We start from the raw sequence: 21086 nt of genomic DNA on the forward strand, positions 1-21086 counted from the left end.
GGCCGCTGACAGCAAGCAGGCCGCGGACGCCCTCGCCGCCGCGGCTGCCGCGCAGTCGGCGGTACGGGAGGCGACGCCGGTCGAACGAGCCCAGTGGCTGGAGTCGATCGCAGACGAGCTCGAGTCGCGGGCGGACGAGTTCACCGAGTCGATCGTTCGCGAGGCGGGACGACCGGTGTCTGCGGCGCGGGGTACTCCGTCGAGCGCGGCGCGTAGATTCCGGCTGGCGGCCGGCGAAGCCCGTGACCTGGCACGGACGCACGGCGAGTACCGCGAGGGGGCGACCCCGGGCCACGAGGGCTGGACCGCGATCGTCAAGCCCGAACCGATCGGGACCGTCCTCTGTATCGCGCCGTACAACTACCCGCTCCAGACGACCGCGCTCCAGGTCGCGCCGGCGCTCGCCGCGGGCAACGCTGTCGTCGTCAAGCCGTCGAGCAAGACGCCGGTGACGGCCGCGCTCCTCACCGACGTCATCGTCTCCGCCGCCGACCTCCCGGACGGGGCGGTGAACTTCGTCCCCGGTCGGAGCCAAGAGATCGGCGACACGCTGGCGGGGGACGATCGCGTCGACACCGTCGCCATGACCGGGTCCTCGGCGGCCGGAAAACACGTCGCCTCGGCGTCCGGGATCACCAACCTCGTGATGGAGCTCGGCGGGAACGCGCCCGCGCTCGTCTTCCCGGACGCCGACATCTCGGACGCGGCTGGGGCCTGTGCGACCGGCTCGTTCAAGCTCAGCGGTCAGCGCTGCTCGGCTATCTCCCGCGTGGTCGCCCACGAGTCGGTCCACGACGACCTCGTGGACCGGATGGGGTCGACGATGGACTCGTGGGTCGCCGGCGACCTGTTCGACGAGGCGACGAACTTCGGGCCGCTCATCGATGAGTCGCACGCCGAGGAGGTCGCGGGGCTGGTTGACGACGCGGTCGAGGACGGTGCGGACCTCGTCGCTGGCGGTGGGCGCGACGGCGCGTTCCACGAGCCGACGCTGCTCGCGAACGTGCCGCAGGACGCCGAAATAATGCATCAAGAGCAGTTCGGGCCAGTGGCCGCCGTGACTACCTTCGAGACGGAGGAAGAGGCGATCGAGCTGGCCAACGGCGGCGAACTCGCTCTCGACGCCTCCGTGTTCACCACCGATCACAACCGCGCGATGCGGGTCGCCGAGCGCGTCGACGCCGGGAGCGTCCGCCTCAACGGAGCACCCTCCCACGGGCTCGGCGACGTTCCGTTCGGCGGGAACGACGCCTCCGGGATCAACCGTGAGGGCGTCCACGCCGCGATAGAGCAGATGATCCGGAAGAAGTCGATCGTACTCTGAGCGGGTCTCCGTATCTGAACCCCCCTCCGGCGAAAGCAAAGCCGGTCAGGTTATTTCGGTCGACCCGTAGTCACGAGTGTAAACGTACAAAACATCCTCCCGCGGGATGCGACCTCAAGCATCGATGACCTGACGTTCGGAGACGCGTACGGCTGGGACCCTGACGACGAGGTCATCACGGTGACGTTTGCCGACCCAGCGCGCGTACCCGGTGCGGTTCCTCCAGTTCCACGAGGTCGTGAACGACATCGTTGGCGGCGTAGTCGACGACGCCGACGGTGCGACCGACGCCCCCGAGGAGAACGCGAGCGACGCGTCCGGAACTCACCCGATCGTCGTGACGTGGTGTCCGCTCTGAAAGAGCAGGATCGTGTGCGACCGGGCCTACGTCGGTCAAACTCCCGAGTTCGGTGTCTTTGGGAAGCTCGCGGCCGACGAGTTCATTACAGACCTCCCCGACGGGTGCGACACCTAGGTTGGCGAGCGAGGTATCAGACTCTCAGGCGGCCAGCGGCAGCGCCTCGCCATCGCTCGGGAACTGCTCAACGACCCCGAGATCATCGTTTTTGACGAGGCTACATTAGATGTCGACACGGAGACCGGGAAACTGATCCAAGAGAGCCTTGAGCGACTAGCTGAGGAGCGGACGGCGTCCATTATTGCTCACCGGCTTTCGATGATTCAGAACGCCGACGGGATTGTCGTGATGGATGAAGACTAGATCGTCAAGCAAGGACATCACGAGGAACTTGTTGCGGCAGCGGAACATATGCGAACCTCTGCAAGGGTAGACTGAGGCGTCTCCGGCTAACGACTGACTCTTAGCAGGGGTTCCATTGGCAAGCGGGACCGGTTCATCGCTGGTCAGTAAGTCGATACGGGTCTACCGACGCAGATTGGGTCGACCAAGCAGGCAGTGTGTATCGCACGAAACCTCGCTGAACATTGCGCGTTCGATCCAGCGACACCCCCTGTCGGTTCAGTACATAAATCTTGGTGACTCCCGCCGAACGCCTATCCACGTAATTAACCCAGATCACCGAGTCTATTCCAATCGTCGTTAGTCAGCCTGCGAGTGGCTATGAGTTCTATTCCCGCTTCCTCATGGAGTCTCGCGCCATGGCCTACGAGAAATGATCCGGGTCACACTCTACGATACTAATTTCCCTGCATGCCGTCGCAGTAATTCAGGCACTCAGCATCCCTGCCAGATGACACCGCTCTGTGTGCCGGTCCATCTCTGTGAGCAGATCCCTTATTGAAACCGCGCCACATGACAATATATGTCTGATTCTGAGGGGGGCTTGGACGATTTTCGCGATCGGTCTCAAAAACCGATGCGGTATCTCGCCAGTCGGTACGGCCGAGATCACCTGCCATTTCTCGCGGTGGGTGGGCTGATGACGATCATCGGGGCAGCGCTGTTTTCGGTGCCCGCATTCGTGCTGGGAGTCGCGCTTGATGCGCTCTTCCAGCAAACACGTCCCTTCTCCCTACCGTTAGTACCCGAGGCATGGATCCCAGCGTCGCAGATGGGGCAGTTCTGGCTCACTGTTGGGATTGTCAGTGGATCATTTCTGATTGCCGCCATCGCCGGCTACGTTCGCGGGTGGACGCTCAACCGGGTGGCCCAAGACGTCCAACACCAACTCAGGACAGACACGTATGAGCGGATGCAAACCCAGCGAATGGCGTTTTTCGACGATCACAAGACCGGTGAGGTGATGTCAGTGCTGAACAACGACGTAAACCAACTCGAGTCGTTTCTCTCGGAGGATCTCCAGGCCGGTGTTCGGATTATTGTCACGTCGCTGGTGATCGGCGCGATCACGCTGTATCTCCACTGGCAACTTGCGCTCGTGACGCTGACGATGGTCCCGATGTTGGCGTACGCCTCGTACCGATTCCAACAGACGATTGAGCCGAAGTACGGTGACGTACGATCGTCAGTCGGGAAACTCAACGCACGGCTTGAGAACAATATTGGTGGCATCGGCGTGATCAAATCCTTCGGGCAAGAGGAGTACGAAGCCGACCGCGTTGCCGACGCCTCCGACGAGTATCGGTCGGCAAACTGGAGCGCCATTCGAACCCGCATTGCCTTCTTCCCCTCACTTACACTGATTACTGCCTTCGGCTACGGAATCACCTTCGCGCTCGGGGGCTATGTGTTCCTACAGGGCGGGTTCAGCGTATTCACGATTCCATTGACAGCGGGGACGCTCGTGACGTTTCTGCTGTATAGCCGGCGACTGATGTACCCAATGCGGCAGTTCGGACAGGTGTTGAACAACTACCAGTACGCCTACGCGGCTGCCGAACGGGTGGTTGGGTTGCTCCAAGACCCAGACCTACTCTCCGAGCGGGAGAACGGCACAGAGCTGGCGTCAATTGACGGTGCGGTCAACTACGAAGGCGTCACCTTCAGCTACGACGATGAGGAGACAATAATCGACGATGTCGACCTCACGGTCGCACCCGGTGAAACAATCGGACTAGTCGGGCCGACCGGAGCAGGCAAGACAACTCTGACGAAGCTGTTGATGCGCCTGTACGACACGGATGAGGGCACAGTCCGTCTCGACGGCCATGACATCCAAGACATCACCATTCAGAGTCTCCGGCGTCATCTCGGGTATGTCTCTCAAGAGCCGTTCTTATTCGGAGGCACCATTCGAGAGAACGTCTCGTATGGCGTCTCCAAGGCAAGTGATGAAGCAATCATTACCGCACTCGAGCGGGCCGGCGCATGGGAATTCGTCGAACCGCTGGATGACCAGCTCGATACAGTCGTTGGGGAGCGTGGGGTAAAACTCTCTGGGGGGCAACGGCAGCGACTCGCAATTGCCCGTGCTACGCTGAAAGATCCCTCATTGCTGGTCCTCGATGAGGCGACCAGTCACGTCGACAACGAGACCGAACTGATTGTCCAACAAAATGTGGCCGACCTCGGCGCTGACCGTACGACCTTCGTTATTGCACATCGTCTCTCCACGGTTCGAAACGCTGACCGCATTGTTGTCCTCGACGACGGCCAGATTGTCGAGACGGGTACTCACGAGCGGTTACTTGATGCTGACGGCCTGTATGCAGATCTTTGGCGTGTCCAAGTTGGTGATCTTGACGCGCTACCTGATACGTTCATCCAACAAACTGTGGGCTCCGCTGACGACTAGTCTACGTTCAGCTCTCCCGTATCGTCTTAGGATGTCTCGCTTGTCGAACAGATACGGACATTCAGATTGTGATATTACCGATTGGATTGGTTTAGACCCTTACAAAATATTCACTGACAGGGATACCTCACACTTATTCCGGCTCTCTGAAAACCCCTTCAGGAATCATCGAACACACCTCTACACTGGTGACTGTGAAGCTTGGACGACTGGACGGCTAGTTCTACGTGAGCGATGACGGCTCCGGGATCAATGAAGAGCAACGAGAAAGTGTCTTCGAGTCAGGTACACAACAGTAGACGACGGAACTGGATTCGGGCTGTTGATTGTCAAATGCGTTGCTGACGCCCACAGATGGGAAACAACGGTGATCGACAGCAACGCTGGTGGTGTGCAATCTGAATTCCTTGTCAATTCAACGATTTAGCAGACTCCGGTGAGTGTGTACATATATTGGTTGCAGTCAAATTAACCATGCTGCTCATATCATGGGTGGTATATTTGCTTCAATGGGCTCTGGTGAATCGCCAGAAGGCGTTTGATTTCACGGTTTCACGGCTCGCTTGATGTTGTAGACCGCACACATCAGAACGATCTCACGAAATTCGCGGTACCACACTCGGGCACGCACCGCGTGGCCGAGCGTCCGCTTGATCGTTGAAAAGACGGTCTCAGACAGCGCTCTCTGGCCGTATAGAGACCCGTCGATTCGCGCGTTGTGCGCGCAATCGACGGGTCGGAACTCACGGTGCTTGATCAGCGGTCTCACGTCTTCTTCGCGCAATTTTTCGCGTAATCGCTGCCAATCGTACCCTTTGTCGGCGGCGAGGCTGGCAATCTCGCCCGCGTTGCGGAGGGCGAGTTGCCAGCCGATCTGCGTGTCGTGGCGTTTCTCGGTCGTACAGTGAACGTCGAGTACAGCTTGTGTTTTTGTATCGACGAGCGCGGTCGTTTTCAGCGTCTGAACGCGATAATTCGTCCGGCGGCAGTAGTGCTTGCTGGCGGTTTCGCGGTCGAAAAACGTCGCATCCATCGCGGCGTGATCGGCGGTGTCGTGCAGCTGCGCCGACAGCCGCAGCAGCACTCGCCACACCTCTATCTGCAACCTGTCAAACGCCTTCACCAGTGTTGAGTGATGCGGGAGATCGCCCTTTTCGAGGCCGATCTCGGCCAATATTTGTGGCATCTCGCTCAGGAGATCAAGCGCGTCGCGGTAGGATTTCTCTAAGTAAATCCGGAGACAGTGGAGCGAAACGACGGCGTAGTCGGCGAAGCCCCCACCCCCTTCGGGGGCGGCGGCTTCGCCTCGGCCACCAACAGCATTTTTAGCTAACGTGACCGCCTTGCTCGTGAAGCGGGAGATCTTCGACATAGGCATCGCCGATTTCCCGCTTCACTTCCTTTGATTTGACGACCTATCCCGCTGTCTTACAGCGATTCACCAGAGCCCTTCAATGTTTTTACCGCTACACTTCCACCCCAGTATTATAAGACACAATGTCGATCGGCTTGACGCACTCGCTCGGACCATTTGCGGGGGTGCGGTGCTAATCCTGGGACTTCTCGTCGCGATCAACGCCGTCGGCGTTCCGGTCGGCTCCGTTGTCGGGCCCGCAGTTATATGTACTATCCTCATTGTCGAAGGCGGGACACGTCGGTGTATTTTGCATCGGGTATTCAGTATTGATCGGTATCTAGTAGAACAGTCGTGATATTAGCCAGAAGTTGTTGTAGCTGAAGACAGCGGCGTTTCGATTTCGAGTAATTCAGCACTCACCTCCCACAGCCGCCGCGCTACCGTCGCATCCTGTGCCGCACGCGATGGAGTAGCCGGCCGCTGATCTTTGAAATATGCTCCTGAAACGCCGGAAACCTCCGAGGAGAGAGCCGGAACTAGTAGCTCAGCAGCTCCTTCTGCAACGCTTGTGACGACGGGGAACCGGTCAAGTGCTTGGAGAATGCGTGGGAACGGACCCGGAAGGAATCGACCGAATCCACTACCAGGAATCGCACCGGGGTGGATACAGTTGGAGACGATTGACTGGTTAAGTGCTTCCAGACGGTTAGCGAGCTCCGTCGCAAACAGGATGTTGGCGAGCTTTGAGTGTCTATATGCCCACATCGCTGAGTAGTCGTGGACTGTTCGGACACGCGTGAAGTCGAGTTGCGTCCCTTGATGCGCAGCAGACGCGGTTGTGACGATTCGACTGCCATCTACAAGATGATCAAGAAGTTCAGTTGTCAGCAGGTACGGGGCGAGGTGATTGACATGGAAGGTATACTCGATACCGAGGTCAGTCAGCTGTCCCTCACGAAAGAAGCCGCCAGCATTGTTGATCAGAATATCTAAACCATCTGTTTCCTGTTGGACAGTCGCGGCCAGCTCTCGCACTGAGTCGGGGTTAGCGAAATCTGCTTTGACGAATTGGCTGTCAACACCGATTTCATTGAGTTCTTCTACGACGGTCGCACCTGCCGACTGATCACGACCATGAACTAATACATCGGCCCCTAACCGCCCTAGCGCGAGTGCCGCAGCCCGTCCAATACCGCTCGTCGAGCCGGTGACAAGCGCCTGCATCCCGGAACAGTCGACATCTGCTACACCCGCGATCTCCTCTGGTCGGTTCATACAGATAGCACGGTACGAACGCACTTGAGACTCACCGGCGTATGCTGTATACGAGTGGAATTTCACTCCCGCATTCTTGATCTGTATCAGCACGCGATTACTGCCAGAAGATCCCAGTGACGTTTGAACGATAGGGAATTGCGACCTGAATCAAAATGTCCTGTCAGGAGATACTCCCCGAAAGGTGTTGAACCACGTTGACAGCATCCGTTGGCCACCCTTCACAATCGGTCGTGCAGCAATGGAGCATTCGACAAACTGCTGTATTTGGGTTTCCGCTCACGGATACCGTCGGCGACGTACGGCGCTCCCATGAGACGGTCCATTCAGTGGATGGTTCGACACGAATGTACTGTACCGAGTCCGTTGGTTCGAAATCACCGAGAGATACCTACTGTCGACCGGCGATATCGCTCCGGTCAACGACAGTGCGAGTGGTGGTTGCGACACAGCTGAGCGATTGGATCGCCGACAGAAACTGCGCTAGCGGGCCTGCCTTTCATGTTAACGTGTAGTGTGTCGCGAACAGTTCGACGTAGACAGACGGTTCAACTGACAGCATCCGATCCGACACATCGTTGTCCGTCACAACGTTGTTGAGGGCTCGCGGCGGAAAGAACAGTCTAGCCGATCTGTTCCAACAAGAGAGCCACAATAGACTCGCTTGGAAGTCATCAATACAGTACAGCTGTCGTCGCCCATGCGTTTTTGTGTGGTTCTCACGAACATCCTGCTAATGAACCGGGTTCGGGCGCAAATTTACCCTAAGAAATAGAATGGAACAGCTACCGGCCGCGAGACTCTCACCGCTCGCTAACCAAGTCGACAATGTCCTCGCTCAGTGCGGGTACGAGATCCGGCGTGGAATTGATGCGATCGACGACGCCGTTGTTGGGTACGGTGGCTTATTCGAACCGGAGACAACAAACAACGAAATTCGAGCGGCTGTAGAGGAGGTTCTTGCTAATAATACACCGGCAGCAACAGATGGTGTACTGGGTAGTGGCGGGTGTGATCTTGTTCTATACGTGGACGGGAGCTCCCGTGGTAATCCCGGTCCGTCTGGGGCAGGAGCTGTTATCCAGGTTGGTGACGAGGGAATCATCAATCTTGGACGACCGGTCGGATCGAATACAGAGAACAATCTTGCCGAATACGCGGCACTGCAGATGGGACTCGAAGTGGCGCTAACACGGTGTAACCCAAAGGCCGTGGAGGTGCGAATCGACTCAATGACCGTGATCAACGATATTTGGGGCGACAGCGATGGGCTCCCGTCAGCCGATGTGTTCAGGGATACGATTGTCGATCACGTCTCGTCGCTCCCGAAGTGTGAATGGACACATCTCGCCGATAGCGACCTGAACCCGGCAGATGCTCGCGCAACTGTTGGTGCCGACATCGCTGCTCTGGGTCCATAGGACGGAAACTAGATCTGGTGAGAGTAGGATTTGCGTCAAGGCTAGCCTTCCAGACTACAATCTTGGTTCAAGCGATCATAGCTCGTCAGCGGTACTTACGTGCATGCCAACGAATTGCCAGCGGTCATCAGACCGTCTGAGTGTTCCGCTCCAGCGGGTCTCAAAGTCATGCCGATGTTCCGTCTCCGTGTTGGTCCACGCCATCGAGACCACGTCACTAAACCACGCGCAGGTGTCGCACTGGGTGACTCTGAGAGCAGAGCTCGTCACGTTCCAGTCTGTTGTAGTCTCTGTTTGGCTCCGAAGTCCGGTTCGAATCTGGTCCCTCCCAACGAGCTGTTCAGAGATACCGAACTTCACATAGTCATTGTCATCGGGCCGTTCTACAGCAAAAAACGGATCAAGCGGCTCTCCGGCCCGTAGCGCCTCGTAATACTCGGTGATTGTCGTACGTGCGTCCACATACCGATGAAGAGTTGAGTCAACAAGTGCTCGTGGGTATCCGTGATGACGCCGGTGACGGGTCTGGGTGTCACGAATGAACCGCCTCGGGGTAACTCCCGAGGCACTCGACCTACTCCGCCTGTAGAACCCGATGAGGTAGCGATCGGCTTGCTCATCACTTGAACTCTCCTCAACCTACTCGTCGGGCCAGTTTTTGTCCCTCCAGATTCTGTACAGTCTCGTATGAGCCGCACAGCAGTGATCGCCGGCGTCGGTCCTGGACTCGGTGAATCGTTAGCCAGACGGTTCGCAGCTGAAGGCTGCCAAGTCGCACTCTTCGCGCGATCCACGGACTACATCGAAGAACTCGCTACCGATCTCCCGGACTCTGGAGAAGGGCTTGCCGTCACGACTGACCTCACTGACGTCGAACAGATCGAGGAGGGTTTCGACGCCGTTCGTGACGCGTTCGGTCCGATCGACGTACTCGTCAACCACGCAAGCGCCGCTTCATGGACTGGGTTGATTGACACGACTGTCGAGGAGTTCGAAGAAGCGTGGGCTGTCAACGGCCGTGGCGCATTCGTCTGCTCACAGGAGGCCGTTGGCGACATGCTCGAAGCAGACGGTGGAACAGTCATCTTCACCGGTGCGACCTCTGCTGTGCGGAGCCTCGGCGGTGCGATTGGCTTTACCGCCGCAAAGTTTGCGGCTCGCGGGATGGCAATGGATATCGCGCAAGAATACGGCCCAGAAGGGGTTCACGTCGCACACGTTGTCATCGACGGACAGATTGACTCAGAGGCGGCCCGCGAGCGGTTGCCGGATCGAGACGGCGAGACTTTCCTTGATCCTGACGAGATAGCTGAGACGTACTGGCACCTCGTTGAACAGGACAATGTCAGTACCCAGCCGTTTGAGGTCCATATTACGAACGGACCACAGAACTCCGAGTTTATCTGAAAACCTCCCAAACACAGTCAGTCCTCCGACAAGGGTGTGAATGGAGACTTGCGGTACTTGAGAGAATAGCCAGGTGGACTGCGAGTAGTGTGCTATGGCGCGTTCAGTTCGTGGCTTTGTAGTCTGCTACTTGACATCCACGTCGACCTCATACAGCGCTTCCGTCGCGATGTCACCCAATTCACCGGCCTCAATGTGAGAATACCGTTCGCGAACCATCTCCTCGGAATTGTCGAGATAGCGGGCAGCAACTGTATACCCGAATGCACGGACGAGCACCTCGCCCATCCCACGTCGACCACCATGCGGCGCGAGATACTCGTGTTTTGGGTGGCCAACATCGATTTCTGCTGATTCGGTGAGACGACGAAGGATCGACCGCGCGCCGTCTGTCGTGATCGAGGGTGGGCAGATATCCAGTTCAAGTGCTAAGAGGAAGTCTCGAGCGTACTCCTCCCGCCTGTCATCGATCGCCTCTGGCTGCTCCCCCAGATCGGACAATTCCGTTTTGATGAGATCAGCGAGTGTTCGCTGGTCGAAGGTGGGGAACACTGGCCATCGGTCGGTCGGTGGATTGAGGAGCTGATGATAGCTTTTGAGTGGTGAAATCACCGGTTCAGGGAGGCTCGCGGCGTCCCACTGCTGTTTCTTCCGGTAAACGTCCATACTCCCGTCGTCAAGCGAGAGATCCTCCCAACGGACGCCGCGACGTCGTGGATCGTCGGGATCACGGAGGAGTTCACCGACCCGCACAGCCGTGTAGGCGAGAACGAACACAAGCGCACGGTCACGAGTTGCCTTCAGCGCCGCGTAGTGGGCGCGTTACTTGTCGAGAGGCTCAGTACCCTCCGGTAGTGTTGTGTACGGCTCAATGGCGTCACGGGCACGCTCGTCGACCTGGCGGGTAAATGCGTGGCGCTGCTTGGACGTCCACGCTTGCTGGTCACCAGGCTTGCGACCGTCGTCTTTAGGGAGGGGTGCCATCGCACTCGCCCGCTGTGCGTAGTGTACCTCGAGGTACCCCTCGTTGACGCACCAGCCACACCACGCAGAGATATAGCGGTAATAGGTTTGTACGGTATTCTGCTTGAGTCGCTGACAAAACGGATGACGCGGTCGCCGATCGCCACATCGAAGCGGCGATTGAGTGCTGTCGAGTCGTTCTCGCTGACGAGTGATTTAGATCCTAGTTGTACGGAGTCACTCTCTCGTTACCAATTAAATTCTAATTTGTGAGGAAACCAAATTAAACCTCACTAACTTATTCTCTTTCGTTAAAGAAACCAATATAAGTTACAAAAGAGTGTGCCAGCGCATCACACTTATGTTCGTAGTCTCTGAAGAATAGTTTGATGAGTTCAAAACAAGACGATCTCAAGGAGACGAACACCGAGGCCCGCTTCGAGTTCAAGAAGGAGGAAAAGTCTGCCTTCAAAAGCGACAAGGGCCTCACCGAGGAGACGGTCCGCGTCATCTCGGAGGACAAGGACGAACCGGAGTGGATGTTGGAGCGCCGCCTGCGCGCGCTCGAGCAGTTCCAGGAGATGCCGATGCCGACCGACTGGCCCGGCCAGCCGGACCTGTCAGAGATCGACGTCGACGAGATCGTCCCGTACATCCGACCGGACGTCGACGTTCGCGCCGGCGTCGACGACTGGACCGAACTCCCAGACGAGATTCAGGACACGTTCGACAAGCTGGGCATTCCGGAGGCCGAAAAGAACGCACTCTCGGGCGTCGGCGCCCAGTACGAGTCTGAGGTCGTCTACCAGAACATGCAGGAGCGCTGGGAGGAGAAGGGCGTGGTCTTCTGTAACATGGACGAGGCCGTGCAAGAACACAAAGAACTCGTCCGCGAGCACTTCATGACGAAGTGCGTCCCCCCGAGCGACAACAAGTTCGCCGCGCTTCACGGTGCGATCTGGTCCGGCGGCTCATTCGTCTACGTCCCCGAGAACACCACTGTCGACATGCCGATTCAGGCGTACTTCCGGATGAACAGCGAGGGGATGGGCCAGTTCGAGCACACGCTCATCATCGCTGAGGAAGGCGCCGAAGTCCACTACATCGAGGGCTGTTCCGCCCCGAAGTACTCGAAGTTCAATCTCCACTGTGGCGGCGTCGAGGTGTTCGTCGACGAGGACGCACACGTTCAGTACTCGACCGTACAGAACTGGTCGAAGAACACCTACAACCTGAACACCAAGCGTGCCATCGCCGAGAAAGGCGGGCGCATGGAGTGGATCTCCGGGTCGATGGGGTCGAAGGCGACGATGCTGTACCCGTCGACGATCCTGAAAGGCCGGGGTGCCTCCGACAACCACATCACCATCGCGATGGCCGGCGAGGGCCAAGACATCGACACCGGCGCGAAGGTGTACCACAACGCGCCGGAAACCAAGTCCACCGTCGAGTCGAAGTCGATCGCGAAAGACGGCGGTCGCACGAACTACCGCGGTCTCGTCCACATCGCCGACGGCGCCGAGAACTCTTCGACCGCCGTCGAGTGCGACGCGCTGATGTTCGACAACGAGTCGACGTCGGACACGATGCCGTACATGGAGATCAGCGAGTCGAAGGTCGACGTCGCCCACGAGGCGACCGTCGGCAAGATCGGCGACGAGGACATCTTCTACCTCCAGTCGCGCGGTCTCGACGACGACGACGCCAAACAGATGATCGTCTCGGGCTTTATCGAGCCGATCACAGACGAGCTGCCCATCGAGTATGCGGTCGAACTGAATCGACTCGTCGAACTCGAGATGGAGGGCTCGCTCGGGTGATTTGATGCCAGAGTGTGCACACTGCGGGGGACACGTCTCACAGCGATTCGTGACCGTGTTCGGCTTAGACGGCGGTGACGTAGTGGCCTGCCCAGCGTGTTCCAGTCAAGCGAACATCGCGGAGACGGTCTTAGACCGTCGCTAACAGCGAACGATGGAACACTGCTTCGCGTGCGACACCGACTATGGGTACCTCGGGACGACGCCGCACGAAGGGTCCTGTCCAGCCTGCGGCTCGTCGACCGTCACGCCAGCAGGCGAGCTTAGCGTTGTCGACACGACAACGTGGGAGAGTGCTACCGGTCTCTCGACGATCCACGTGACGGCGACTGATAGACGAGCGCGTCGCTTCGAGTTTGTCGTTGCGGCACGTCGCGGGCGAGGGGAACTCGTCTGTCTCGCGATCGACGGGACAGAGGTACCTACCGATACGGTGTGGTCGGTTCCGTCCGCCGTCGCTACGACCGTTACCGCGCACGGAATTAGACTCAGCGACTCGACGCCGTCTCAGACCTCATGATGAGCAGTACAGGATATACACGCGGTCAGTTGCGTCCGTGCCGCCCCAGTAACGAGTGGTAATGCTACATGATAAACGAGCGCACTAACAGAAAGCGACCGAACATCGTTTCTCACAAAAACGGTACTGACGAGTCCTCATCAAGCGAAGCCAGGAACAGACGGTCTGTCACCGACTCCGTTTCGGAGGAGAACACGGACAGACAGTCTCAAAATCGAACCAGGTGTCCGGAATGTCGCGGGCGGCTTCGTCGAGCCGATGATGACGTGGACGCGGTCTGTGAAGACTGTGGGCTCGTTGTTCCCGATACGGCCCTTAATACAAGTGTCACATTGTACACGCCGAACGGAACCGATGATGAGGAATCTCGCGTTGGGCCATCGAGTACGAACCTCTTGCACGACAAAGGATTGTCGACGACGATTGGGTGGCAAGACGCCGACGCGAAGGGGAACGCGCTATCGGGGGAACGGCGACAACAGGTACGTCGCCTTCGGAAGTGGAATGAGCGCTTCCGACGCCGCACCTCGTCGGATACGAACCTCATGCATGCGCTCGGTGAAATCAATCGTATGGCTTCCGCGCTCGGCGTTCCCAACAGCACCCGAGAGACGGCAGGCGTCGTCTACCGACGAGCACTCGATGACGGATTGCTTCCGGGTCGAGCCGTTGAAAGCGTCGCCACTGCGGCGTTGTACGCGGCGAGTCGCATGGATGGTATCCCGCGCTCTATCGACGAGGTCTCGACAGTGAGCCGCGTCGAACAAATCCGCATTGAGCGGGCATATCGACACGTGTCACGTGAACTCGGGTTGGAGATCGCTCCGACGGATCCCCGCTCGTTCATCGGACGGATCGCGTCTGACGTGGAGTGTACGGACGCGACAGAGCGAGAGGCACGACAACTCGCCGAAACGGCGATTGAAAACGGCGTTCACAGCGGGAAACATCCGATGGGCATCGCCGCAGGGGCACTGTATGCGGCCGCGAAACGCTGCGGTGAATCTCTCCGGCAGGCCGACGTTGCCCGTGTAGCAGACCTAAGCGAGATGACGATACGAAACCGATACCCGGAGGTCTTGGCCGCAGCGGACGCTGAGAACGTACAACCACAGCGTGATTGACTGATCACGTTGTTAAATATAGAGAGCAAATCTCACAACTATGGGGTACTCATTTCAGCGGGCACGTCAGTGCGAGCGGGGATGGTAGTTCATAGCGAATAGGTTATTAAAACGGAAACGATAAACGGTATCATAACACATGACCTTTTCATTTGACACGAGCTACAAAGATTTGGACTCCAGACTCTATTCAACAGCGAAGCCCAAAGACGTTGATAATCCAGAGGTTCTAGTCGTTAATGAGAATTTGTGTAACGATCTCGGATTAAATAGAGAGGAATTAACTAGTCAAATTCTTTCAGGACAAGATCTTCTAGAAGAACCGATTGCCCAAGCATATGCAGGACATCAATTTGGAACGTATACTGTACTTGGGGATGGAAGGGCGATGATCTTAGGCGAACATATACACAATAATAGTAGATATGATATTCAATTAAAAGGCTCTGGTAGAACTACTTATTCAGGAAGAGGTGATGGAAACGCAACTGTTAGCTCCATGCTCAGAGAGTATATCTACTCATATGCAATGCAAAACCTTGGAATAAAAACATCTAGAAGCCTTGCAGTAATTCAAACCGAAGAATCAGTTCGAAGACGTAGAGTAGAACCTGGTGCTATCCTCGTAAGAGTGATGAAAAGCCACATTAGATACGGTACATTCCAATATGTTGCTGACAAGGCAACCGATGAAATAAAACGATTTACTGATTACGTAATTGACAGGCACTATCCGTATCTGAATAATACAGATAAGAAGTACGTAAACTTCTTTGATGAAGTTATGACATCTTCTATAGAGATGGTTATTGACTGGATGCGTGTGGGGTTCATACATGGAGTAATGAATACAGACAACATGAGTATAGATGGAGAGACGTTCGATTACGGACCATGTGCATTCATGAATTACTATGACGAAGACACTGTCTTCAGCTCTGTAGATAGAACAGGTAGATATTCTTTCGGGAGCCAAAAAAATATCTTGAAGTGGAATATCAACCGTTTTGCAGAATCTCTAAGACCGCTCTTTGAGGGATCATCTCGTGTTTTTGATGAACTAGAAGCCAAGCTGGACAATTTCGAGGAAATATTCGATACTAAACACTACAATATGATGAAGAAAAAACTCGGAATCAACTCAGACGGAGAGGAGAAAATAGTAAATCAGTTTTTAGACTGGCTTCGTAAGTCTAGAGCAGATTACACGAATACGTTCATAGAATTAGAAAGTCCTGGTTCCTTTGATGACGCAGTTTATTCGTCGGAAGGTTTCAAAGATATTCGAAGAGAATTATCTGGTATCGGACTAGATGAGAGAATGATGAAGCAGATGAACCCCCGGTATATTCCCCGCAACTACCTGGTAGAAGAAGCACTAAATGAATATCTAGAAAAGGAGGATATGTCCAAATTTAATAACTTACTGGCTGTGTTAAAAAATCCTTACGAGCCGAACGTGACAAATTCACAATTTCAACAACCACCCCCAGAAGAATTCGATACAGAGTACACGACATACTGTAATACTTAAAAAATTTTAGTATCTTACCAGCAGGAGACAGAACTGAAATCAGCGATACAATCCACAGACGATATCATTATTCAACGGACCAAGGCTTACTGACCAGCCGAACAATCTTATCCATAAGAGTGCTTAGTATCACTATGAACAACAAGTTTGTCCGAGAGTTGCTCGCAGATCACTCACAGAATCCCCGGAATTACGGTGAGCTTCCCTCGCCCGATGTTGAGGCAGTAATGACGAACCCACAGTGTGTCGGCCCAACCCACCCTGAAGGAGACCGAGTCAGGCTTCAAGTAGTTCTCAGTGATGATGGTACTACGGTCGAAACAGTACGTTTCACCGGTGACGGATGTACATTGTCACAGGCCGGTGCCTCGCTACTGTCTGAGCAGATGATTGGTGCCTCCGTCTCCGAGGTCGTTGAGTGGGACTCCGAATATATTGAACAACATGTTGGTATGGACTTGACACCGTCTCGACTCCAGTGTGCGGAATTGATTTTAACTGCCTTTCGGCAGGCTATCGAGGACGGACCCACCAATTGCTCTATTTGATCGACTTCGGTGTGGTAGCGCTTTAGTTGTGGCCTGCGATATCCCTAGTATAGACTGAGAGTATCATAGAATGGTTGCCATGGGTAGCATGAGAGTACATTTGTCTAGTTAAATTCGAAAGATAGTGTAGTCACGACCGAATCAGTTATTGACGACGGACACTTATTTATCGTATCACCTTTACGATGGCTAACAATACACACCTACTCGTTACTAGTGTGTTGAATAGCGGTGGTTTGCTGGACAAGTCGAATCTGAGTCCGGTCGTGACTGGGTGAACCGCATTATCTCAGAACCAGTGATGCTCAATCCTCGTTCAGACGGCGCCATTCACCTATGGAAACGCTGCTAGCTGGGCAAAACACGTCTAGCGACAAAATGATTACGCCGTCCGGGGATCTGCTGCTTTCACAACCGGTAGGCGGTCGGAACGTGTCTGCGGTGCGGTCGCTGTCTGGCGATAGCTGGCGCTCACGGAGGGCCTCGACCGGCCACTGAGGGCCGCCGACTCGGCGGCCCTCAGGTCCCTCGTCTACGCGGTCACACCAGGTGGATCGTACACTTCTCCCCGATCAAGCATGTGGTAGATCGATACCAGCATCTTCCGAGCTGCTGCCACGATCGCTTTTTGTGAGTTCTTCCGGCTTGCTAACCGGTCGTAGAACTGGCTCAGATACTCGTCGTTACTGGTATGAACTGCGGTGTTTGCTGCTTGGACGAGCAGCCATCGCACACGACCTGATCCACGTTTTGATATGCTCCCTTCGATCCGCGAGTCGCCTGACTCGCGGATCACAGGGTTCAATCCGACGTAACTGACGACCTCCTTGTCACCGTCAAACCGGTCGATCCCGCCTAACTCTGCGTAGATCGTCAGCGCGGTGTAGTAACTCACACCGGGAATCGTCATCAGCAGCTGGGTCTTCTTCAGGGACCCAGCGCGCTCTTCGATCGTCTCATCGAGCTTCTGAATCTCTTCAGTGAGCGACTCGATCAGGTCGAGATACGACTCAAGTAACGTGTCCCATGGTACCGGGAGCGAGAGTTCCCGCAGGGACTCTCGCCCCTTCACGTTCAGTGGTTTCACGTCCTCAGTAATGCCGTGATCGGAGAGGAGTCCATGGATCTTGTTGGCGTACTTGGTACGGTTTTCGACCAAGGTCTGTCGCCCGCGCACGAGTGCGCGGGCTTCCCTGACCTCCTCGGTTGGGACATAGCTTTCAGGTACCGAATTTAAGCGGAGCATCCGCGCGAGTTCTTTCGCATCCACGCGGTCGGTTTTCTTGTCGGTGTCTGCGATCTGGTTGATCTTTTTGGGATGAGCAACGGTCACATCCAAGTGCTCGGACAGCGTATCATGGATGTGGTAGTAGTTGGAGGTCGCCTCAAGCACGGCTTGTGCGCCGGCGTACCGCTGGGCGAGCTCGTCGAGGTTCGCGTTTTCGACGCGAACCTCTTCGACGATTTTCCCAGCCTCATCCATCACTGCCACCTGTGCGTACCGTTTGTGGACGTCGATTCCGAGGTACATAGCTTGTTCACCCGGGACGCCAGTGCGTGAAGTAGAGATTCACCTATTCGGGCTTTCCCGGATGCCGCGGGGCGCGGCATCCGGGCTGTAGCGCCCATGACTCGACTTCTTTCGCACACGGACCAGTCAACAGAACGTGCTCTGTGGCACGGAATAGCGGTCGGTCTCTTGCGCCCCATGTCTTAGTTCACGCGCTCATGGCGTAGCAGCGTTTCCATCGAGTCAACAGAGCACTTGTTACAGTGTTTAGCCACGATACTACCCTCCAATGAGGCTTCAACAGCTCTTCAAGAGTCAATCAGAGCTTGATCTGACTGACGGGCCGATTCCACGCGCTCTATTTTTTCTCTCGTTTCCGATCGTCATCACCAACCTGCTCCAAGTTGGATACAACCTCGCCGATACCTTCTGGTTGGGACGTTACAGCACTGAGGCGCTCGCCGCGATCAGCCTCGGGTTCCCGCTCGTCTATTTATTCATCTCACTCGGGCTTGGATTGACCGTCGCTGGCAGCGTTCTCGTCGCTCAACACACCGGCGCCGAACAGCCCGCGAAGGCTGAGTATGCTGCTTCTCAAGCCGTCATCTTCACTCTGTTAGCCGGAATCATACTCGGAGCGCTCGGCTACAGTTTCGTCGCCGAACTGCTCGGCGTGTTCGATGCCGAGCCGGTCGTTTTGGGACTGGCGACCGAGTACATGGAAGTTATTAGCCTCGGACTGCCGTTCCTGTTCGGCTTCACGATTTTCATCGCACTGATGCGAGGCGCCGGAGACACTGTTACACCGATGCTAGTCATGCTCGGGACGGTCATACTCAACGTCGCACTCGATCCACTACTCATCTTCGGAGTCGGACCGCTCCCTGAACTCGGCGTTGAGGGCGCTGCCGTCGCGACCGTCTTCGCGAGGGGGTCTGCGATGGTCGTCGGGATCTGGCTCATGCTTCGGGGAGCGCATGGTATCCAGATTCACCTCCGGCAGATGGTCCCAGACCTGAGCTACAGCCGAAAACTGCTCCGGATCGGTGTACCGGCGTCGATCGAAAACACTGGCCGCGCCATCTCAATCAATGCGGTCTTAGTGATCGTCACACTGTTTTCGACATCAGTCGTTGCCGCCTTCGGTGTCGGCATTCGGGTCTTCTCGATGATCTTCATGCCCGCGATCGCCATCGACCGCGGCGTCGAAGCGATGACCGGCCAGAATATCGGCGCGGGACGACACGACCGGGTGGTCGCGACCAATCGCTTCGCCGCGAAGGTGTCGTTTCTGCTCTTTTCGGCCGTCGGCCTCGCAACCTTTGTGTTCGCTCCCGAGATCATCGGGATCTTCGACAACTCGCCGGCTGTCGTCGCCGAGGGCGCCTCGTTCCTGCGGTGGATCGCACTCACATTCGGGTTTGTGGGCGTCATCAGAGCCTACAGCGGCGGTTTCCGTGGTGCCGGCAAAACACTCACCGCTGCCACTATCGCCGTCGTGTTGTTCGGGTTCATCCGACTCCCGATCGCTTACGTGGCGTCGCAAGGACTGGTCCCAATTGACGGCTGGTTCTTTGTGACACCGTCGCCGACAGGCATCTGGTTCGCCTTCGCGGTCTCAAGTGTAATCGCTGCTGTCGTCGCGGCGGGCTGGTTCGAGAGTGGCGGCTGGCGTGGTGGTGATCTGACCGACGAAGCGATGGAGGCATCAAATACGAGTGCTGCCGATGAAGACTCATCAGTCGATGGTGGGGCTGGCGAGGAGAGTGACGTGATCTCTGGAACTGATTGACGATGCTGCTGAAATTCTATTCTCCAGAGATGTCCTCGCCTGAAGCAACTATGGGGGAACCTCGCCACCTTGATTTTCAGTTCAGATCAATGCTCCCAGATCAGTCATTCAACTCTCCTCAACTATCTTTACCGCCACTTCGTTTCGTCGCATAAACGGTGGTGTCCACGGGTCGTTATACCGGAGAAGATAGGGATCACTCTCCGGTTCGATGTCTTCACGCTCAAGCGTGGACAGAAGCTTCTGTGTCCGTCGTGTGACTCGCCACTCCGGAGCATACCAAGAAAACTGATCCACAGCGACCGTTTTTTCTGGTTCAGTAATGAGTGTGACGTCTGGTTCCGTCGGTTCTGGTGCCGTTTCAGGAGTATATTCGGAGGGCAGATAGAACGCCATCCGGACCGTCTCAGCTTCAGTCTCGGTCGCCTCTGACCGAACAGGAGCGGTCATTGGTATTGAGTCCCCAGATTGGGTTTCGACAGGGGCCGTCATAGAGATAGACTCGTTGCTTTGGTTGGTTCCGGAAATGTATCTGAAAAGACGTTGAAATGCAATCCGCTGAGTTGGTGCCGTCGTTTCAGCAAGAATTGTCTGCGGATAGCGACGAATCTCAGTGCCGTTTACCGTCCGTAGTTGTTCATACGGGACCGATTTTGCTTTCTTGGTTGAGTAGAATCCCCATCCAACCCAGCCAGCAAGTACCACACTTCCACCAACAAGTATCATTTTTGTGAGCGATCTCATACGTCACCGTTAGCGTCCATAGTAATTAATCGCTCTGTGGTTTCCTAGATTCAACAGCGACGACTTCGTTATCTCGGTAAAAAAAGAGGGATCGATATGACATCCAAGATCTGTCTCATTACCCATGCCCCATCGGGGGAGACAAGTTCGCTGAGTGGGCGATGCTCACTTTGCATACACTTCGCATCGAACTGGGCAAATTCTATCGTGTCGCGGTAGATTTACTCTCTAAAATGCCCGACATTCTTGAAAAATTGGCCTCACGCGGCTTACTTATTATGTGGTATTATACAACTCGTTCGAGCGAATTCCGGCGAAGCCGTAGCGTGCGTTTCTCGGTACGTTAGCGGAGAAACACACGGATTGCGGCCCCATTGATTCGACCGGTCTTGAGCGTGACCAGTCAAGTAGACACTACGTTAACCACACGAACTACCACATTGGAGCGCTGAACATAACTGTTCTTGCGGATGTCGAAGCGCTGTATGTCACCGATATCCACTCAATCTTCTCAAAGAAACACGACGTGAAGATCGGCCCACAGGCTGCCGGCAAAACGCCGGCGGACGGA

The 21086-nt window shown here is 55.9% G+C and carries 17 protein-coding genes and 3 pseudogenes; 14 read left to right on the top strand and 6 right to left on the bottom strand.

From position 1 onward, the window contains the following. From BN903_RS00005 to BN903_RS00010, 4 genes and pseudogenes are all read left to right on the top strand, one after another. On the top strand, positions 1-1324 hold a 1324-nt coding region (locus BN903_RS00005), incomplete at its 5' end, for an aldehyde dehydrogenase (RefSeq protein WP_048075772.1). Between the two features lie 187 nt (positions 1325-1511). After that, positions 1512-1682: a DUF3179 domain-containing (seleno)protein gene (locus BN903_RS16160; protein ID WP_154017945.1), complete on the top strand. Its 171-nt coding sequence runs from the start codon at positions 1512-1514 to the stop codon at positions 1680-1682. Between the two features lie 69 nt (positions 1683-1751). Beyond that, positions 1752-2142, top strand: a pseudogene (locus tag BN903_RS15270) (ATP-binding cassette domain-containing protein); the annotation flags it as partial. A 465-nt stretch (positions 2143-2607) separates the two neighbouring features. After that, positions 2608-4500 (top strand): ABC transporter ATP-binding protein, encoded by a 1893-nt coding sequence (locus BN903_RS00010; protein ID WP_048075773.1) that lies wholly within the window; start codon positions 2608-2610, stop codon positions 4498-4500. A 544-nt stretch (positions 4501-5044) separates the two neighbouring features. Here the strand turns inward: BN903_RS00010 and BN903_RS00015 are convergent. Then, positions 5045-5872 carry an IS5 family transposase gene (locus BN903_RS00015; RefSeq protein WP_048076133.1) on the bottom strand — a complete coding sequence of 276 codons (828 nt, stop codon included), beginning with the start codon at positions 5870-5872 and terminating at the stop codon, positions 5045-5047. 82 nt (positions 5873-5954) lie between these two features. Here BN903_RS00015 and BN903_RS15275 point away from each other — a divergent pair, with 82 nt between their 5' ends. Beyond that, the gene (locus tag BN903_RS15275) at positions 5955-6212 is read left to right on the top strand and encodes a YgaP-like transmembrane domain (RefSeq protein ID WP_228840967.1); all 258 of its coding nucleotides are present in this window, start codon (positions 5955-5957) and stop codon (positions 6210-6212) included. 2 nt (positions 6213-6214) lie between these two features. Here BN903_RS15275 and BN903_RS15280 read toward each other — a convergent pair whose 3' ends face one another. Further along, positions 6215-7132, bottom strand: a complete 918-nt coding sequence (locus BN903_RS15280; protein ID WP_079890500.1) for an SDR family NAD(P)-dependent oxidoreductase — start codon at positions 7130-7132, stop codon at positions 6215-6217. Positions 7133-7908: 776 nt separating this feature from the next. On the opposite strand from BN903_RS15280, the gene BN903_RS15285 reads away from it, so the two are divergent. Then, entirely contained in the window at positions 7909-8553 is a 645-nt protein-coding gene (locus BN903_RS15285) for a ribonuclease HI family protein (RefSeq protein WP_079890501.1), read from the top strand. A 75-nt stretch (positions 8554-8628) separates the two neighbouring features. Here the strand turns inward: BN903_RS15285 and BN903_RS00030 are convergent, their stop codons facing one another. After that, a complete protein-coding gene (locus BN903_RS00030; RefSeq protein ID WP_048075776.1) occupies positions 8629-9015 on the bottom strand; it encodes a nuclear transport factor 2 family protein in 387 nt (128 codons plus the stop codon). Between the two features lie 225 nt (positions 9016-9240). Here BN903_RS00030 and BN903_RS00035 point away from each other — a divergent pair, with 225 nt between their 5' ends. Further along, positions 9241-9960 carry an SDR family NAD(P)-dependent oxidoreductase gene (locus BN903_RS00035; protein ID WP_048075777.1) on the top strand — a complete coding sequence of 240 codons (720 nt, stop codon included), beginning with the start codon at positions 9241-9243 and terminating at the stop codon, positions 9958-9960. Positions 9961-10086: 126 nt separating this feature from the next. On the opposite strand, the pseudogene BN903_RS00040 reads toward BN903_RS00035, so the two are convergent. Continuing rightward, positions 10087-11052, bottom strand: a pseudogene (locus tag BN903_RS00040) (site-specific integrase); the annotation flags it as partial. Positions 11053-11312: 260 nt separating this feature from the next. Between BN903_RS00040 and sufB the strand changes: the two are divergent. The 5 genes from sufB (at position 11313) to BN903_RS15295 (ending at position 16469) form a co-directional block, all read left to right on the top strand. Further along, the gene (gene sufB / locus BN903_RS00045) at positions 11313-12743 is read left to right on the top strand and encodes a Fe-S cluster assembly protein SufB (RefSeq protein WP_048075778.1); all 1431 of its coding nucleotides are present in this window, start codon (positions 11313-11315) and stop codon (positions 12741-12743) included. 4 nt (positions 12744-12747) lie between these two features. Continuing rightward, positions 12748-12888, top strand: coding sequence for a hypothetical protein (locus BN903_RS17035; protein ID WP_048075829.1), 141 nt, complete (start codon positions 12748-12750; stop codon positions 12886-12888). Between the two features lie 443 nt (positions 12889-13331). Continuing rightward, positions 13332-14387 carry a transcription initiation factor IIB family protein gene (locus BN903_RS17755; protein ID WP_048075780.1) on the top strand — a complete coding sequence of 352 codons (1056 nt, stop codon included), beginning with the start codon at positions 13332-13334 and terminating at the stop codon, positions 14385-14387. 139 nt (positions 14388-14526) lie between these two features. Next, positions 14527-15921, top strand: coding sequence for a YdiU family protein (locus tag BN903_RS15290; RefSeq protein ID WP_079890502.1), 1395 nt, complete (start codon positions 14527-14529; stop codon positions 15919-15921). Positions 15922-16055: 134 nt separating this feature from the next. Beyond that, positions 16056-16469, top strand: coding sequence for an iron-sulfur cluster assembly scaffold protein (locus BN903_RS15295; protein ID WP_079890503.1), 414 nt, complete (start codon positions 16056-16058; stop codon positions 16467-16469). Between the two features lie 532 nt (positions 16470-17001). On the opposite strand, the gene BN903_RS00060 is transcribed toward BN903_RS15295, so the two are convergent. After that, on the bottom strand, positions 17002-18000 hold the full coding sequence (locus BN903_RS00060; RefSeq protein ID WP_048075781.1) for an IS110 family transposase: 999 nt from the start codon (positions 17998-18000) through the stop codon (positions 17002-17004). Between the two features lie 268 nt (positions 18001-18268). Here BN903_RS00060 and BN903_RS00065 point away from each other — a divergent pair, with 268 nt between their 5' ends. Further along, complete coding sequence (locus BN903_RS00065) at positions 18269-19771, top strand: MATE family efflux transporter (protein WP_048075782.1); 1503 nt, start codon at positions 18269-18271, stop codon at positions 19769-19771. Between the two features lie 108 nt (positions 19772-19879). On the opposite strand, the gene BN903_RS15300 is transcribed toward BN903_RS00065, so the two are convergent. Beyond that, the gene (locus BN903_RS15300; RefSeq protein ID WP_195155655.1) at positions 19880-20515 is read right to left on the bottom strand and encodes a heme-binding protein; all 636 of its coding nucleotides are present in this window, start codon (positions 20513-20515) and stop codon (positions 19880-19882) included. A gap of 128 nt (positions 20516-20643) precedes the next feature. On the opposite strand from BN903_RS15300, the pseudogene BN903_RS17760 reads away from it, so the two are divergent. After that, a pseudogene (locus BN903_RS17760) lies at positions 20644-21083 on the top strand (IS5/IS1182 family transposase); the annotation flags it as partial. Positions 21084-21086: the final 3 nt, after the last annotated feature.

Source organism: Halorubrum sp. AJ67 (assembly GCF_000513435.1).

Excerpts from the sequence above, each read along its gene's own strand:
- BN903_RS17755 (WP_048075780.1), top strand. The coding sequence starts at position 13,332 with ATGATAAACGAGCGCACTAACAGAAAGCGACCGAACATCGTTTCTCAC.
- sufB (WP_048075778.1), top strand. The coding sequence starts at position 11,313 with ATGAGTTCAAAACAAGACGATCTCAAGGAGACGAACACCGAGGCCCGC.
- BN903_RS00010 (WP_048075773.1), top strand. The coding sequence starts at position 2,608 with ATGTCTGATTCTGAGGGGGGCTTGGACGATTTTCGCGATCGGTCTCAA.
- BN903_RS00065 (WP_048075782.1), top strand. The coding sequence starts at position 18,269 with ATGAGGCTTCAACAGCTCTTCAAGAGTCAATCAGAGCTTGATCTGACT.
- BN903_RS00015 (WP_048076133.1), bottom strand. The coding sequence starts at position 5,872 with ATGTCGAAGATCTCCCGCTTCACGAGCAAGGCGGTCACGTTAGCTAAA.
- BN903_RS00035 (WP_048075777.1), top strand. The coding sequence starts at position 9,241 with ATGAGCCGCACAGCAGTGATCGCCGGCGTCGGTCCTGGACTCGGTGAA.
- BN903_RS15275 (WP_228840967.1), top strand. The coding sequence starts at position 5,955 with ATGTTTTTACCGCTACACTTCCACCCCAGTATTATAAGACACAATGTC.
- BN903_RS15300 (WP_195155655.1), bottom strand. The coding sequence starts at position 20,515 with ATGAGATCGCTCACAAAAATGATACTTGTTGGTGGAAGTGTGGTACTT.
- BN903_RS15290 (WP_079890502.1), top strand. The coding sequence starts at position 14,527 with ATGACCTTTTCATTTGACACGAGCTACAAAGATTTGGACTCCAGACTC.
- BN903_RS15280 (WP_079890500.1), bottom strand. The coding sequence starts at position 7,132 with ATGAACCGACCAGAGGAGATCGCGGGTGTAGCAGATGTCGACTGTTCC.
- BN903_RS15285 (WP_079890501.1), top strand. The coding sequence starts at position 7,909 with ATGGAACAGCTACCGGCCGCGAGACTCTCACCGCTCGCTAACCAAGTC.
- BN903_RS15295 (WP_079890503.1), top strand. The coding sequence starts at position 16,056 with ATGAACAACAAGTTTGTCCGAGAGTTGCTCGCAGATCACTCACAGAAT.
- BN903_RS17035 (WP_048075829.1), top strand. The coding sequence starts at position 12,748 with ATGCCAGAGTGTGCACACTGCGGGGGACACGTCTCACAGCGATTCGTG.
- BN903_RS00060 (WP_048075781.1), bottom strand. The coding sequence starts at position 18,000 with ATGTACCTCGGAATCGACGTCCACAAACGGTACGCACAGGTGGCAGTG.